Genomic DNA, 14,473 nt, shown 5'->3' with positions numbered 1-14,473 from the left:
TTAGTAGTCCTTAGGGAGCAAAAATAATATTAAAATTGTTAATGATCGGATACACAGGGTTATCAAAATGTAAAAAAAAGCCCTTTGGCAAGGTATTTACCAAAAGGCTTTTACAATTGTTTTTCAATTTCTTAAACAGCAGCGAACCCCTGCTCCAAATCCGCCTTAATGTCATCAATGTGCTCAATGCCCAACGAAATCCGCAGCAAATTAGGCAATACCCCTGCTGCTGCTTGCTCTGCTTCATCCAATTGAGAATGCGTTGTTGCAGAAGGTTGGATGATCAAGGTTTTGGAGTCACCTACGTTGGCCAGGTGGCTGGTCAAGGTAAGGCTGTTCACAAATGTGGTGGCTTTTTCTTTCCCACCTTTCAGGGTGAAACTCAATACCCCGCCAAAACCATTTTTCAGGTATTTTTTAGCCCGATCGTGGCTTTCGTGGCTCTTCAAGCCTGGGTACCATACTTTTTCCACTTGTGGATGTGCTTCCAGCCATTCGGCCAGGGCCTGGGCATTTTCACAAGTGCGGTCGACGCGTAAGGAAAGGGTTTCCAAACCTTGCAAGAACAGGAAGGAATTGAAAGGACTCAGGGCAGGACCCCAGTCGCGCAAACCTTCTACCCGGCAACGAATGGCAAAAGCAATGTTGCCAAAAGGCCCTTTGTCACCAAAAACATCCCAAAATACCAACCCGTGGTAGCCTTCGGATGGTTCAGTGAATTGAGGGAACTTGCCATTGCCCCAGTTGTAATTGCCTGCATCCACGATCACACCACCGATGCTGGTGCCGTGGCCGCCGATCCACTTAGTCGCCGATTCTACTACAACTGCTGCACCCCATTCGATTGGGCGGCAGAGGTAACCACAGGCACCAAAAGTATTGTCGACAATCAAGGGCAGGTCATGCTTCTTGGCCAAGGCGCTCAAACCTTCAAAATCGGGGATGTTGTAGCTGGGGTTCCCAATGGTTTCACAGTACAAAGCCTTGGTATTGCCATCGATGAGTTTTTCATAATCGGCTACACTTTCACCTGCCGCAAAGCGTGCTTCAACGCCCAGGCGTTTGAAAGACACTTTGAACTGGTTGTGTGAGCCGCCGTACAAGTTGGAGGAGGTTACGAAATTGTCGCCAGTTTGCAGAATGTTGTTCAAAGCAATGAATTGGGCAGCATGGCCCGAAGCTACCGCCAGGCCCATCGCGCCCCCTTCTAGTGCTGCTACCCGCTTTTCGAACACATCCGAAGTAGGGTTCATGATCCGGGTATAAATATTGCCAAACTCACGCAAACCGAATAAGTTGGCACCGTGCTCAGAATCTTTAAACGTGTAGGAAGTGGTCTGATAGATGGGTACTGCACGTGAGCGAGTAGTTGGGTCTACTTCTTGACCAGCGTGCAATTGCAAAGTTTCAAACTTCATGAATCTGTAGGTTTTTATGTGTGAATAAGGATACAATGCGTGTGGGTCCCTGTACAGTTACATGCACTACAGGGCGATCGTTATTAGCGAGTAAACAAGTTTAATAATCGTGAGAACGTTTGGAGCGAGTATATTTAAAATTATGGTTGGGGCTTATGAATCAAGGCCTGTAATAAATCGCCAGCCTCGTAGACCATCAAAGTTACTAAAATTCCCCAAATCGAAGCAAAGATGGACATCCAGAAAAAGATTTTTTCCTTTTTTTCACCAAAAGCATTGGCGACCAGGGTGCCACCAATCGGCGTCAACAAAAGGGGCGTAAACATGGCTACGCCGATGATTCCATACCGCCGCCACAAGGTCACCTTGCGTCGGTTAGCAGGGGTAAATACTTTTTTGGTTTTGAAAAAGCGCTGTTTGAGGTACTGTCCGAAGTAGGTGAACACCACTACGCTCAACATCATGCCTGCGGCGGTCAATGCAGCAGTTAGCAGCCAGGGTAAGCCATAGGCTTTGCCCTGCAATGGGCCAAACAAAAACTTAAAAGAACTCGATAGGAGTACAGAAATGTACTCCACAATATTTTCGGACATGTCAAGGGATATTTCAATCGTTTAAACAGTGTAAAGAGGGTTTAGGTTGCATTTTTTTTCAGGACACAAATATGCAAAAAAAACGGGGATAAAGTCAATAACGTGAATAGGGCATGGAAGGGCATTTTGGGGGCTTTGCAAGCCAATTGCCCGTAATATTGAATTGGCATGACAAATCACACCTCAATTGAGGCTCAGATACCTTATTCTTGTGCATCTTTTGTCCAAAAAAAATTGTTCATTGCTTTTGTTTTTTCATAGCCCCGATCGTTTCAGGAGCTTTTCATTACAATCATTCAGTCATGATAAAAAATGTAGCTGATTTGCGGCAAGAGTATACTGCTGCCACACTTGACATCGCCGATACCGCCGCCAACCCCATCGATCAATTCGAGCACTGGTTTGCAGACGCCATCCGGGCCGAAGTCAAAGAACCCAATGCCTTTACCCTCGCAACCATCAACGCAGCAGGACGGCCCCGCGCCAGAGTGGTTTTGCTCAAAGGATTTGACCACGATGGCTTTGTTTTTTATACCAATTACAGCAGTGCAAAAGCTGCGGAACTGTTGGCTCAACCCTACGCAGCGATGAATTTCTTCTGGTACGACCTGGAGCGCCAGGTCCGAATCGAAGGCAAAATTGAAAAGGTAAGTGTCGAAACCTCGCGGGAATACTTCCAAAGCCGCCCCAAAACCAGTCAGATTGGCGCTTGGGCCTCGCCGCAAAGCAACGTCATTACCGACCGGGCGGTGTTGGATGCCGAAATGGAACGCCTGAGTCAGCAATACGCCAGCGAAGAAGTATTGCCCCTGCCACCACATTGGGGTGGGTATTTGATCCGGCCGGATTTGATTGAATTTTGGCAAGGTCGCCGCAGCCGTTTGCACGACCGGGTACAATACCGCCTGGAGCATGGCCAATGGCTAAAAGAATTATTGGCACCTTGATCTTTTGGCGGTTATTTTTATAAAAACTAGCTATCTTTGCACCGCGAAATCAAAAATTTAATAAAAGTTAAGTACATATGTCGGTAGCAACTCAATTGAAGTACAAGGTAAAAGACATTGCTCTTGCCGAATGGGGGCGCAAGGAAATCACCCTTGCTGAGGCAGAAATGCCAGGTTTGATGGCGCTTCGCCAGAAGTATGGCCAGTCCAAACCTTTGAAAGGTGCACGCATCGCAGGTTGTTTGCACATGACCATTCAAACGGCTGTACTGATTGAAACCCTTAAGGAACTGGGTGCAGATGTAACCTGGTCTTCTTGTAACATCTTCTCGACCCAAGACCACGCTGCTGCCGCAATTGCCGCAGCTGGAATTCCTGTTTTTGCCTGGAAAGGAATGACTGAAGAAGAATACGAATGGTGTGTTGAGCAAACTTTGTACGCTTTTGAAGACGGCAAAGGGCTCAACATGATCCTGGACGATGGTGGCGACCTTACGAACATTGTTTTGGACAAATTCCCCGAATTGGTGAAAGACCTCGGTGGCATTTCCGAAGAAACGACGACTGGTGTACACCGCTTGTATGAGCGCGTAGCCAAAGGCACCTTGCCTGTTCCTGCCATCAACGTGAACGACTCCGTTACCAAGTCTAAGTTTGACAACAAATACGGCTGTAAAGAATCACTGGTGGACGCTATCCGCCGCGCTACCGACATCATGATGGCCGGTAAAGTGGCAGTAGTGGCTGGTTACGGCGACGTAGGTAAGGGTTCTGCTGCTTCACTGCAGGGTGCAGGTTGCCGCGTGATCGTTTCTGAAATCGACCCCATTTGTGCGCTGCAAGCGGCCATGGACGGTTTTGAAGTGAAGAAGATGATCAATGCGATTCCTCGCGCCGACATCGTAGTTACTGCTACGGGCAACTGCCGCATCATAGGTCCTGAGCACTTCAAAGTGATGAGAGACAAAACGATCTTGTGCAACATTGGCCACTTCGATAACGAAATCGACGTAGCCTGGTTGAAAGAGAACTACGGTCATACCAAAGATACCATCAAACCTCAGGTAGACTTGTACAACATCGATGGCAAAGACATCCTATTGTTGGCTGAAGGCCGCCTGGTTAACCTGGGTTGTGCGACTGGTCACCCATCTTTTGTAATGTCCAACTCTTTCACCAACCAGGTTTTGGCTCAACTTGAGCTGTACACCAAAGGAGACAAGTACGAGAACAAAGTATACATGCTACCCAAAGAATTGGACGAGGAAGTAGCTCGCCTGCACCTGGCCAAAATTGGGGTAGAACTGGAAGAACTGACTACCGAACAAGCTGAATACATCGGCGTTGAAAAACAAGGTCCGTTTAAGCCCGAGTACTACCGGTATTAATCGAACCCGAAATTTCGGTGCAAAAGCAGGGAGTCCATGTCGCAGTTTTGTGGCATGGACTTCTCTATTTATGGGAAAAAAATTTCCATTTTTTCTCGTAAATAGATAAATTGGACAAAAATAGAAGTGATGGCAGTTACTGTTGCATTATCAGAATACGAAATTGAACGTGGAAAACCTATGCCAGATAAGAACCATGCCCTAATTCAAGGAAATTTGAATTTCTTGATTCGTTTACTTTATGGAGAAAAATACTCTGTACTACCTGAGATAAACCTTGACCTTCCAATTCGGGAACGGATTCCCGACCTAGCCATATATCCTGTAATTCAATTCAACCCTGACGAGAATGAAATTCGGATGAAACAAGTACCGCTCTGTGCCATCGAGATTTTGTCAGCAAAGCAAGATTTATCCGAATTGATGACCAAGCGCGCCGAGTATTTCACTGGTGGGGTATTGTCTTATTGGTTGGTTCTACCTGCCTTGTACACCATCTATGTATTTCATTCAGCAACAGAATACCAGATTTTCTCTGGGAAAGACAAACTTCAAGACGCCAAATTGGGTATTGAATTGAAATTGGAAGAGGTTTTTAAATAAAGTCTATCCGTATACCGCCTTAAAAAACACCTCCAATTTCACTGGATCCAAATTACCGTTCGTCCGCACACCGCTACACAAGTCCAGCCCCCAAGGCTGCACCACATCCATCGCCGCGCGTACATTTTCAGCTTTGAGCCCTCCGGCCAAAAAAACGGGCTTGGACGATTGTTCCACGATCTGGCGACTCAGCGCCCAATTGTGGACCCGGCCAGTGCCGCCTAATTCCTTTATGGCCAAAGTTGGATTGCCCGAATCCAACAGCAGTGCATCCACCTGTGGTGCAATTTCCAAGGCCTCTTCTACACTCCGCTCATCGATCACGTGGATCACCTGCACAATGGAAATACCCGGAAGTGCCAGGCGTAAGTCGGCATAAGACCCTTTGCTCAAAGCATCCACAATCTGCACCGTATTGGTGCCCACGGCTTGCTGGTGCGTGGCGATACTGGCTGCATCAGTCCGACTGGTGAGCAAAAAACTGGCAATGGGTGGCGGCACACTGGCGGCAATTTCCTGAATGAGTGCATCACTAATGGGCCCTGGGCCACTGGGCATTTTGGCGACAAGGCCCAAGGCCGAAGCGCCATGCTCAATGGCCATTTTGGCTTCGGCGAGGCTGGAGATGCAGCAAATCTTGACTTTTGGAAACATTTTTTTAACGCTTTTGGCGCTTCAAATCACCCCTTGGGGTGAGGATATGCGCCGGGAACTAAGCTAATTTTGAGGTATTCATAAAGTCTAAAATCCAAAAAAAACACCTCAAGATTATGAAAAAGAATTGGAATATCACCGTACAACTGTTGTCGCTCGTTTGCGCCCTATTCATCTTCAATGCCTGCGGCGACGAAGAACTGGTTGATCCCGGTGGCAATGAATTGACGGCCCAAAAACGCATCGATCATACCCTGAACGTGGAAGGCAAAAGCCGCGAATTCATCGTGTTTCAACCCGCAGGTATTCAAGTGAGTTCCCCCGTTCCGGTGGTATTTATGCTGCACGGCACTTCCGGGGATGGGGAAAAGTTTTACAACATCTCCGGCTGGAAAGAGAAGGCCGCGAAAGAGAAATTTTACGCCATTTTCCCCTCTTCGCTGGCCTATTGCATCACCGAAGATGGAGTGAAATCCACCACGACCAAGTGGCGGCACTACGACTTGGACTCCATTGCTTGCCCTGGCCAAAAAATCTACGACGACGTAAAATTCTTCCGGGAGATGCTGAAGTTTTTACAATCGAAATACCCCATCGATCCCAAGCGGGTGTATGTGAGTGGATTTTCCAATGGTGGGCAGTTTACTTTTCGCCTGGCAGTAGAAGCATCAGATGTTGTTGCAGCGGTAGCTCCCTTTGGCTGTCTTTTTACCGAGCAAAACAAAACACCCCTGTCGCTCATTCCAATTTATCATGGTTTGGGGAATATGGACGACCGTTTTTTTGGACTAAATAATGGCCAGCCACTGCCCATGGGTGCTCCACTAATGGACCTTGGAGGAATGAAAAGAGGAACCAGTACGGTTTGTAATACTTTTGGCCTGACTTATGCCAATACCCTAAAAGAAACGGCCAGTTCGGCCTTTTGGACCTTTAACACGCCCACCAAAGGCAATACCAACGTGTACCACCTCCATGAATTCAAGGATATGGCCCATGAATATCCGAATGGAACCAATTACCCCATTGCAGCTACGGATTTGTTGTGGCCGTTTTTTAGCAAATACAGCAAATGAGTGAAAAGTGAAGAGTGAAAAGTGAAAAGTGAAAAGTTGAAAAAAATACATTGAGACGTGAAATCCAAGTGCTGTACCCACTTTTCACTTTTCATTTTTCGCTTTTCACTAATCAAATACAATCGTCTTATTCCCCACCACCGCTACTTTGTCGTTAAAAACCAGTTTGAGCGCGTGGGCGAGCACAATTTTTTCCACGTCGCGGCCACTTTGCATCATGTCTTGCACTGAGTAGTTGTGATCCACGGGGATGACGTTTTGCATGAGGATGGGGCCTTCGTCCAGGTCATTGTTGACAAAATGGGCGGTAGCCCCAATGATTTTTACGCCGCGCTCGTAGGCTTGGCGGTAGGGGTTGGCCCCGATAAAGGCGGGTAAAAAGGAGTGGTGGATGTTGATGATGCGATTGGGAAAATTGCGCACAAACTCCGGAGATAAAATGCGCATGTATTTGGCCAAAACCAGGTACTCCGGGTTATAACGTTTCACCACTTCCAGGACTTCCTGCTCGTGTTGCTCGCGGCTTTTGCCTTCGTGGGAGACCAAGTGAAAGTTGACCCCGAATTGATGCGTAAAAGGTTTCAAAGTATCATGGTTGCCAATGACGGCCAGGATATTGGCATTGAGTTCGTTGAACTGGTGGCGCACCAGGAGTTCTCCCAAACAGTGTTGTTCCTTGGTCACGAGCAGGACGATGTTTTTGGCGCGTTTTTGCCGCAGGCTGATGCTGGCGTCGGCGGGCAGTACTTTGCGCAATTCTTCCAGGATGTGGGCATCGTTGATTTTGCCCGAAAAATCGGTGCGCATGAAGAAGCGGTCTTGCTCGCGTTCCACAAATTCCTGGTTGCCGATGATGTTCACGTTCTGGCTGTACAACACTCCGGTGATCTTGTACACGAGGCCCTTTTGGTCGGCACAATCGATGAGGAGGACGTAGGCGGCTTGGCTCATGTTGTTTGGGTTGAAAGGGGCAAAGATAAGCAGGGATTGGATTTAAGTATTCCAATTTTTGAGCCTACCCAACTTAGGTGCCCCTTAAGTGTCTTAGGTTTCTTAGGTGGTGAAAAAGAAAAACTACGCTATTTCACCACCTATGACACCGTAGGATCACCTCAGAAGTTATCGTATCTTTTTCCGGCTCAACCAAAACAACAAAAAGCCCGAAGCAATCGTACACAAACCCATGATCGAAAACACCCGCAGCAGCACATTGCCCAGGTTGTCCCGCGACTGGTAATCCATCGTGTGCAACATCCACAAAAAGTCAAAGATGCGCCACTTTTCATTGCGGAACTTGGTCACTGCACCCAATTCCGTCGCCACATACACGGTGGTGCGACTCGGATGATCAAAACGAATGGCGTAAGCAGGCAGGGGGCTTTCGCGGTATTCGTGGTGGCCATCAGTCGTGGTGATGTACTGGATTTTGGTGACTTTGGGCGCTCCGTTGAATTGCTGGGTCGCCATCGCTACCGCTTCTTTTTTGCTCAATGCGGGGCGGATTGCACCCGTGACTGCATCGGCCAGGAAGAATAGCTTGTGGTGCATGCCATGCACAATCTCCACTCGGTAACAGGGCTTGCCCAGAACATCGATGAGCTGAATGCTGGCAACTTGATCAACGGGGTGCCGGGTCGCCAGGTTTTTCAGTACCAGATTGGGCGAAGCCAAACTATCCCGCACCTGCAACATAGGCGGTGCCTTCCGCTGGTAATCCCCGTGAATGTAGTCCATATCGGACCAACTGAAGTAGAGGCCGCCGATGGTCCAAAGCAGGAACTGGATGCCGAGGAAGAGGCCGAGGTAGCGGTGGGTGCGGCGAATGAGGTAGTGGAGGTTGTATGACATTTAACGAATACTTTTTTCAAATTGAGCAAAGATAGGGATGCTGTAAATAACTAAATTGGTATCCAGCAGCTCACCCATTGTATCGGTTTCAAACAATTCCAATCGCAGCTCCACTTTTACCCTCGAACTTACCCAGCCATAAGCCTTGACCAATTCAATATTACCATAAGTTTCATTGGTTTAGTTTCCACAAATAAAAAGAAAGTAATTGGTTTAATACGTTATTATTTAGCTCAATCTCGGATCAATTGCATTGATAAAACAATGGACAACTTCTCAGAAGTTGCCCATTGTTACCCATTTCGTAAAAAACTCACGTTTATATTACTATTCTACCGATCATTCTTCATCGTCAGCGGTGATTTCCCACCGGTCAATTCCACAACATCCCCCACTACCTTGGTTGCTTCATACAAGTAGCGGTCTTTTTTCAGGAAATTCACCCAGCGGGTATTAAAAGTCGCGCTGCTTGCCGAAGCGCTGGGATCTTCCCCTACTCGGGCCACGTCCATTTCTTTGCTCATCACGAACAACTCTCGGGCCTGCTTGGCTCTGGCTCCGACGGCTTTCTCTTTTTCCTTGTATTTATCCAGGTTCAAATCCATGGCTGCATCCTGCTGAGCGGACAACCAAGCGGAATTCTGTTGCACCTTTTGAACCAAACCCGTGCTGTCGATGCGATTGTTGAACCGTTGGCGCAACACATCCATGTTGGGCGTTTTTGCCCAGGGCTTGTAGCTCAATTTTTTGATTTCATCCCAGGCCAAGGCAGTCTCATTGTCTTTCTCTCTGAATTTGTAAGACTCGTAGTAACCTGGCAACACCAGATCGGGTACGACTCCTTTCAACTGCGTAGAAGCACCATTGACGCGGTAATATTTCTGGATGGTCAAGTGTACAGTACCCAAATCGGTGTTTGCATCTCTGGTCAGGCGGCTCAACGGGATGGGGCGTTGTACGGTCCCCTTGCCGTAAGTGGAAGTACTGCCTACAATGATCCCCCGCTGGTAATCCTGGATGGCTGCGGCAAAAATTTCGGAGGCCGAGGCGCTGAATTCGTTGACCATGACCACTAGTGGGCCGCTGTACAGTACCTTTCCGTTGTCTTCATCCGGCAGGAAGGAAGAACGGCCATCGCCGTTTTTTATTTGTACTACGGGGCCATCTGGGATAAACAAACCAACCATATCTACCACTTCGGACAAGCTACCGCCACCATTGTCGCGCAGGTCGATGATGATGCCATCCACGTTTTCAGCCTGCAGTTTCATCACTTCTTTGGCCACATCAGCGGCGCAACTGCGGCCACCTTCGTCACCCATCGGGGTATAAAACTTGGGCAGGTAGATGTAGCCCGTTTTTTGATTGCCGTCTTTGATGGTACAAGCTTTGGCAAAAGTTTCTTCCAATTTCAGCTCTTCCCGCACGATGGGCACCACTTTGATGGTTCCATCTACTTTTTTGAGGGTGAGCTTCACGGTAGTGCCTTTGTCGCCCCGAATCAGTTTGACGCCATCGGGAATGTCATAACCCGCTACGTCCACGGGCGCTTTGTCACCTTCCCCAATTTTCAGGATGAGGTCGCCGTCGTTGACTTCGGTCGTTTTCCATGCGGGACCACCTTGGGATACGGTCGCAATCTGGAGGTAACCATTTTCTTGCCCAATCACGGCACCGATGCCATAAAATTTACCCGAAAGGCGTTCGTCCCAACTTCTTTTTTCTACGGGCATAAAAAAGTCGGTATGTGGATCCATCGTGTTGGTGATGGTGGTGACAAACATGCTAAAACGATCGTCGTCGCTGGTTTTATTGATCAGTCGATCCAGTGATTTATCCAGGGTGGTTTTGGCAAATTCACGGGCCTGTGCTTCCAGTGCCTCGTCGGTTTCCTTGGGGGTTTCCGCTGTTGCTTTGTCCCTTTGGTCTTGCAGGTCGATGAATTTTTCCAGGGCCATGAACTTTACCTTTTTCTGCCACTGCTCCTGTTGTGCTTTGGCATTGTTGGCAAAAGCCCTTTTGTCGTAATCGTTTACGATGCTGTCATCTTCAGTAAAATCGAAGGCTTTTTTGGCCAGATTGGGCAAATTGGTCTTGATTTCATTGAGCCGTTGCTTGTACCGTTCGTTGACCTTGTAAAAAAACTCGACGGGAGTTTGGCGGATTTCATCATCGATCAAGGTATTGTACTTGCTGAATTCTTTCAGGTCGGATTGCAAGAAGATGACCTTTTCCGGGTCAAGTTCCTTCAGGTAAGTTTTGTAAATTTTGTTAGAAAATTGGTCATTGAGCGCCTGCGGGCTATAATGCCCTTGTTCCAATAATTGACCAACGGTATGCAAAATACGATCGTAACGATCATCGACAGGTGCCTTGCTTACATCGCTGCTGCACAACAAAAGCACTATCGGAAAACATAGAGCAGTAAAAAATACACTTTTTTTGGTGTTCATGTGTCGCTTTTTTGGATAGATCCTTGATGAAGGTAAAACTAACGCAACTAAGATAAATAAGAAATCCCCCACTTGGCGGGATTTTAGGAATTATGCTCGCTTTTGACGATTTTTAAATAAACGTATTTTTTGGGGGAGTAGTTTAGGGAGGGAGGGTTAAGGTTTTCCCAAAAGTTTAGGGGTTGAATTTGGCGTTGTACTTGGTGATCACCAACGCTACCATCAATTTTCCCCCACCTTGCTCACTTTTCTTATATTCGCAGTTCACACAACTAGATTTGGATGCGCTTTTTTTCATTCCTCATCCTGATGGCCTTGCTGAGTGCACTATTGGGATGCCAAACGCAACCCAACAGCGCTATGATAGAACTCAAGGACAACTGGACTTTTCGACAAGCCAACAAAGGCAGCTGGATGCCAGCTACTGTACCCGGCACGGTGCATACCGATTTGATGCAGAACGGAAAAATCCCCGATCCCTATTTCCGCATGCAGGAAGAGGAAGTACAATGGGTGGACAAAGCCGATTGGGAATACCGCTGTCGCTTCACGATTGAGGAAGATTTTCTGGATTTTGAGGCCATCACTTTACAATGTTTGGGGCTGGACACCTATGCCGATGTGTACCTCAATGGGCAATTGCTGATTTTGGCGGATAATTTTTTTGTGGCTTACGAAAAGGAGGTCAAACCCTGGCTCAAAGTTGGAGAAAATCAACTGCGCATCTTCTTCCATTCCCCCATTACGGTCGGATTACAGGCTTTAAGCAAAAACAAATACGGACTTCCGGCCACCAACGACCAATCCGAACGGGGTGGCCTGGGGGACAAAAAAGTGAGCGTTTTTTTGCGCAAACCCGGTTATCACTTTGGTTGGGACTGGGGCCCACGCCTGGTCAGTAGCGGCATTTACCGCCCCATTCGGCTGATGGGCTGGAACAAGGCGCGTTTGACGGATGTGTATTTTCAGCAAGATAGTTTGAGTGATGAAAAAGCGCAACTCACTGCGCGTTGCGAGGTGGAGTCGCTGGTGGAGCACGAGGGATTGATCCAAATTTATCAGGGCGACACCTTGCTGGCGACTCAGGAAGTAGCGCTGTTGAAGGGCAAAAATGAATTCCACCTACCGCTGGAGATTTACGACCCCATCCGCTGGTGGACGCATGATTTGGGCAAACCCCACTTGTACAAACTCACGGCGCGATTGTCCTATCAGCGCAAACCCATCAATGAAATTTCGCGAAAAATTGGGCTTCGCACCATCAAAATTGTGCAGGAACCCGATAAAAAAGGCAGTTCCTTTTACTTCGAACTCAACGGTCGGGCCGTTTTTGCTAAAGGCGCTAACTACATCCCCAACGACATGTTCATCCCGCGGGTGAGCAAAAAGCAGTACCAAAACCTGATCCGTTCCACCGTGGATGCCAACATGAACATGCTGCGGGTTTGGGGGGGAGGTTTTTATGAAAACGACATTTTTTATGAGCTCTGCAACGAGCAAGGGGTACTGGTTTGGCAAGACTTCATGTTTGCGTGCAGCATGTACCCCGGCGATCCCGAGTTCCTGCGCAACGTGGAGGAGGAGGCGGTGTACAACGTCAAACGCCTGCGCAATCACCCTTGTATGGCCATCTGGTGTGGCAACAACGAAATTGACGTGGCCTGGGCGCAATACAACGAATTTATGGGCTGGGGCTGGAAACAACTCTACACCATGGCGCAACGCCGGGAGATTTGGCAGGCTTACGATACCATTTTTCACAAACTACTACCCACCATCGTCGGTGCCAATCACGCGGGTATGTTTTACTGGCCCTCCTCGCCCTACAATGTGCCGGGTAGACACGCGAACAGCCATACCCCCAATGGCGACATCCATTACTGGGGCGTTTGGCATTCGGAGCATCCCTTCAGCGCCTATTACGACAACATTGGGCGTTTCATGAGTGAATACGGCTTCCAGTCTTTCCCGGAATTTAAAACGGTCAAAACCTACGCCTTGCCCGAAGATTGGAACATCGAATCTCCCGTCATGGCCGCCCACCAACGCAGCGGCATCGGCAATTTGCGCATCCGCAGTTACATGCAGCAGAACTATCGGGTGCCCGCCAATTTTGAGCACTTTTTGTACGTGGGGCAATTGCTCCAGGCCGAGGGCATCAAAATGGCCGTTGAGGCGCATCGGGCCAGCATGCCTTACTGTATGGGCTCCTTGTACTGGCAAATCAACGACGTGTGGCCAGTGGCCTCCTGGTCGGGTATGGATTATTACCAGCGCTGGAAGGCTTTGCATTATTTCATCAAAAAAGCTTTTGAACCCACCATCACCGCTGCTTTGGTCAAGGATGGGAAGCTAAGACTCAGCATCATTTCGGATGAGTTGGGCGAACGGGAAGGAGAATTGCGCCTGCGCCTGATCGATTTTAATGGAGAAACCTTGTGGAAAAAAGACACCAGCCTACAGTTGCCCCAAAACACCGCGCTTCAGGCCCTGGAATTGCCCTTGACGGAAATTTGTGATTCAAATACGGCCAAAAAAACGGTACTACTGGTTGATTTGTACAGCCAGGGCCGCCGGGTATTCCACAATCCGGTCTACCTGGTCAGTGCCAAAGTGCTGGAATTGCCCAGCGCGCCAGCCATCGAAAAACAGGTGTTTCCCGACAAGGAGGGTTTCTTGATCCGCCTGCGGGCCAGCCAATTGGCCAAAAATGTTTTCCTGGACTTTGGGGATGAGGTGGATGGCTTTTTTACGGACAATTATTTTGATCTCTTGCCGGGTGAGCTGGTGGAGGTTGTGTTCAAGCCAAAGCAGAAGGGAGTGAGTTTGACGGCGGAGGGGTTGAAGATTTTGAGTTTGGGGGAGGCGAAGTGATAAAATTTTTACAGCCATTTTATCCATCTACTAATCATTAAACTGTTGGCATTAGCTACTTGTGATATCTTTTGAGCTGTATAGCTATGGATTGGCGCTGGTCATTTAGTTAGCCATAAAATCTTCAGTTTAACAACTTCAAAACTATGATCAAAACATACGATTTAATGAATACATCAACCATGTCCGTCAAGCTTTTTGTAAAGTAGTCTCGAAATAACATCCCTTGACAAATAGCATAAACAGGAGGATTATCTCCTTCAGTGCTTTTTATAAAAAAGTAAAACTGATAATCACCTTGAGCCATACAAATTTCATCCCCTTCATAAATACCTACTGCTTCTAAATTTTCTTTTAGAAAGAGTTTAGATCGAACCATCAATTCATTGGAGTAAGTATTACCTACATTCGAATAAGAATTAAAAATGTAAAAAATATTCCGTCCTCCAATAATTAATAACTCTTTGTATGCTTGAGGTCATACTACTGGACATTTTTACAAAAAGGCTTCCTTTGCGGTTTTAACAAGCTAAAGACATGCCTTAAAAATTCAAGGAGGGAAAAACACTTTTTGGTCAAGACGCTCAATCCTTCCCTAAAAATAGAGACCTCCAGGGTC

The 14,473-nt window shown here is 47.7% G+C and carries 11 protein-coding genes; 5 read left to right on the top strand and 6 right to left on the bottom strand.

All coding sequences use genetic code 11. The features are described from left to right. Positions 1 to 131: 131 nt before the first annotated feature. Both ACEW9O_RS02270 and ACEW9O_RS02265 read right to left on the bottom strand, forming a co-directional pair. Positions 132 to 1,418, bottom strand: a complete 1,287-nt coding sequence (locus ACEW9O_RS02270; protein WP_373548496.1) for an O-acetylhomoserine aminocarboxypropyltransferase/cysteine synthase family protein — start codon at positions 1,416 to 1,418, stop codon at positions 132 to 134. Between the two features lie 140 nt (positions 1,419 to 1,558). Further along, the gene (locus ACEW9O_RS02265) at positions 1,559 to 2,011 is read right to left on the bottom strand and encodes a hypothetical protein (protein ID WP_373548495.1); all 453 of its coding nucleotides are present in this window, start codon (positions 2,009 to 2,011) and stop codon (positions 1,559 to 1,561) included. Between the two features lie 302 nt (positions 2,012 to 2,313). On the opposite strand from ACEW9O_RS02265, the gene pdxH reads away from it, so the two are divergent. The 3 genes from pdxH (at position 2,314) to ACEW9O_RS02250 (ending at position 4,949) form a co-directional block, all read left to right on the top strand. Further along, the gene (pdxH, locus tag ACEW9O_RS02260; RefSeq protein ID WP_373548494.1) at positions 2,314 to 2,958 is read left to right on the top strand and encodes a pyridoxamine 5'-phosphate oxidase; all 645 of its coding nucleotides are present in this window, start codon (positions 2,314 to 2,316) and stop codon (positions 2,956 to 2,958) included. A 77-nt stretch (positions 2,959 to 3,035) separates the two neighbouring features. Continuing rightward, positions 3,036 to 4,346, top strand: coding sequence for an adenosylhomocysteinase (gene ahcY, locus ACEW9O_RS02255; RefSeq protein ID WP_373548493.1), 1,311 nt, complete (start codon positions 3,036 to 3,038; stop codon positions 4,344 to 4,346). A 129-nt stretch (positions 4,347 to 4,475) separates the two neighbouring features. Beyond that, on the top strand, positions 4,476 to 4,949 hold the full coding sequence (locus ACEW9O_RS02250; RefSeq protein WP_373548492.1) for a Uma2 family endonuclease: 474 nt from the start codon (positions 4,476 to 4,478) through the stop codon (positions 4,947 to 4,949). Between the two features lie 3 nt (positions 4,950 to 4,952). Here the strand turns inward: ACEW9O_RS02250 and ACEW9O_RS02245 are convergent, their stop codons facing one another. Next, positions 4,953 to 5,603 carry a phosphoribosylanthranilate isomerase gene (locus ACEW9O_RS02245; protein WP_373548491.1) on the bottom strand — a complete coding sequence of 217 codons (651 nt, stop codon included), beginning with the start codon at positions 5,601 to 5,603 and terminating at the stop codon, positions 4,953 to 4,955. Between the two features lie 116 nt (positions 5,604 to 5,719). Here ACEW9O_RS02245 and ACEW9O_RS02240 point away from each other — a divergent pair, with 116 nt between their 5' ends. Beyond that, positions 5,720 to 6,679 carry a PHB depolymerase family esterase gene (locus ACEW9O_RS02240; RefSeq protein WP_373548490.1) on the top strand — a complete coding sequence of 320 codons (960 nt, stop codon included), beginning with the start codon at positions 5,720 to 5,722 and terminating at the stop codon, positions 6,677 to 6,679. Positions 6,680 to 6,787: 108 nt separating this feature from the next. Here ACEW9O_RS02240 and purU read toward each other — a convergent pair whose 3' ends face one another. The 3 genes from purU to ACEW9O_RS02225 all read right to left on the bottom strand — a co-directional run bounded on the left by purU (position 6,788) and on the right by ACEW9O_RS02225 (position 10,980). Then, a complete protein-coding gene (gene purU, locus ACEW9O_RS02235) occupies positions 6,788 to 7,630 on the bottom strand; it encodes a formyltetrahydrofolate deformylase (protein WP_373548489.1) in 843 nt (280 codons plus the stop codon). Positions 7,631 to 7,798: 168 nt separating this feature from the next. Continuing rightward, a complete protein-coding gene (locus ACEW9O_RS02230) occupies positions 7,799 to 8,527 on the bottom strand; it encodes a PepSY domain-containing protein (protein WP_373548488.1) in 729 nt (242 codons plus the stop codon). A 332-nt stretch (positions 8,528 to 8,859) separates the two neighbouring features. Further along, complete coding sequence (locus ACEW9O_RS02225; RefSeq protein WP_373548487.1) at positions 8,860 to 10,980, bottom strand: carboxy terminal-processing peptidase; 2,121 nt, start codon at positions 10,978 to 10,980, stop codon at positions 8,860 to 8,862. 282 nt (positions 10,981 to 11,262) lie between these two features. Between ACEW9O_RS02225 and ACEW9O_RS02220 the strand changes: the two genes are divergently transcribed. Beyond that, on the top strand, positions 11,263 to 13,854 hold the full coding sequence (locus tag ACEW9O_RS02220; RefSeq protein ID WP_373548486.1) for a glycoside hydrolase family 2 protein: 2,592 nt from the start codon (positions 11,263 to 11,265) through the stop codon (positions 13,852 to 13,854). The last annotated feature ends 619 nt before the right edge of the window (positions 13,855 to 14,473 follow it).

This window comes from Haliscomenobacter sp. (assembly GCF_041740695.1).
In the GTDB taxonomy this organism is placed as follows: domain Bacteria; phylum Bacteroidota; class Bacteroidia; order Chitinophagales; family Saprospiraceae; genus Haliscomenobacter.
This window is presented reverse-complemented; position numbering and strand designations above follow the sequence as displayed.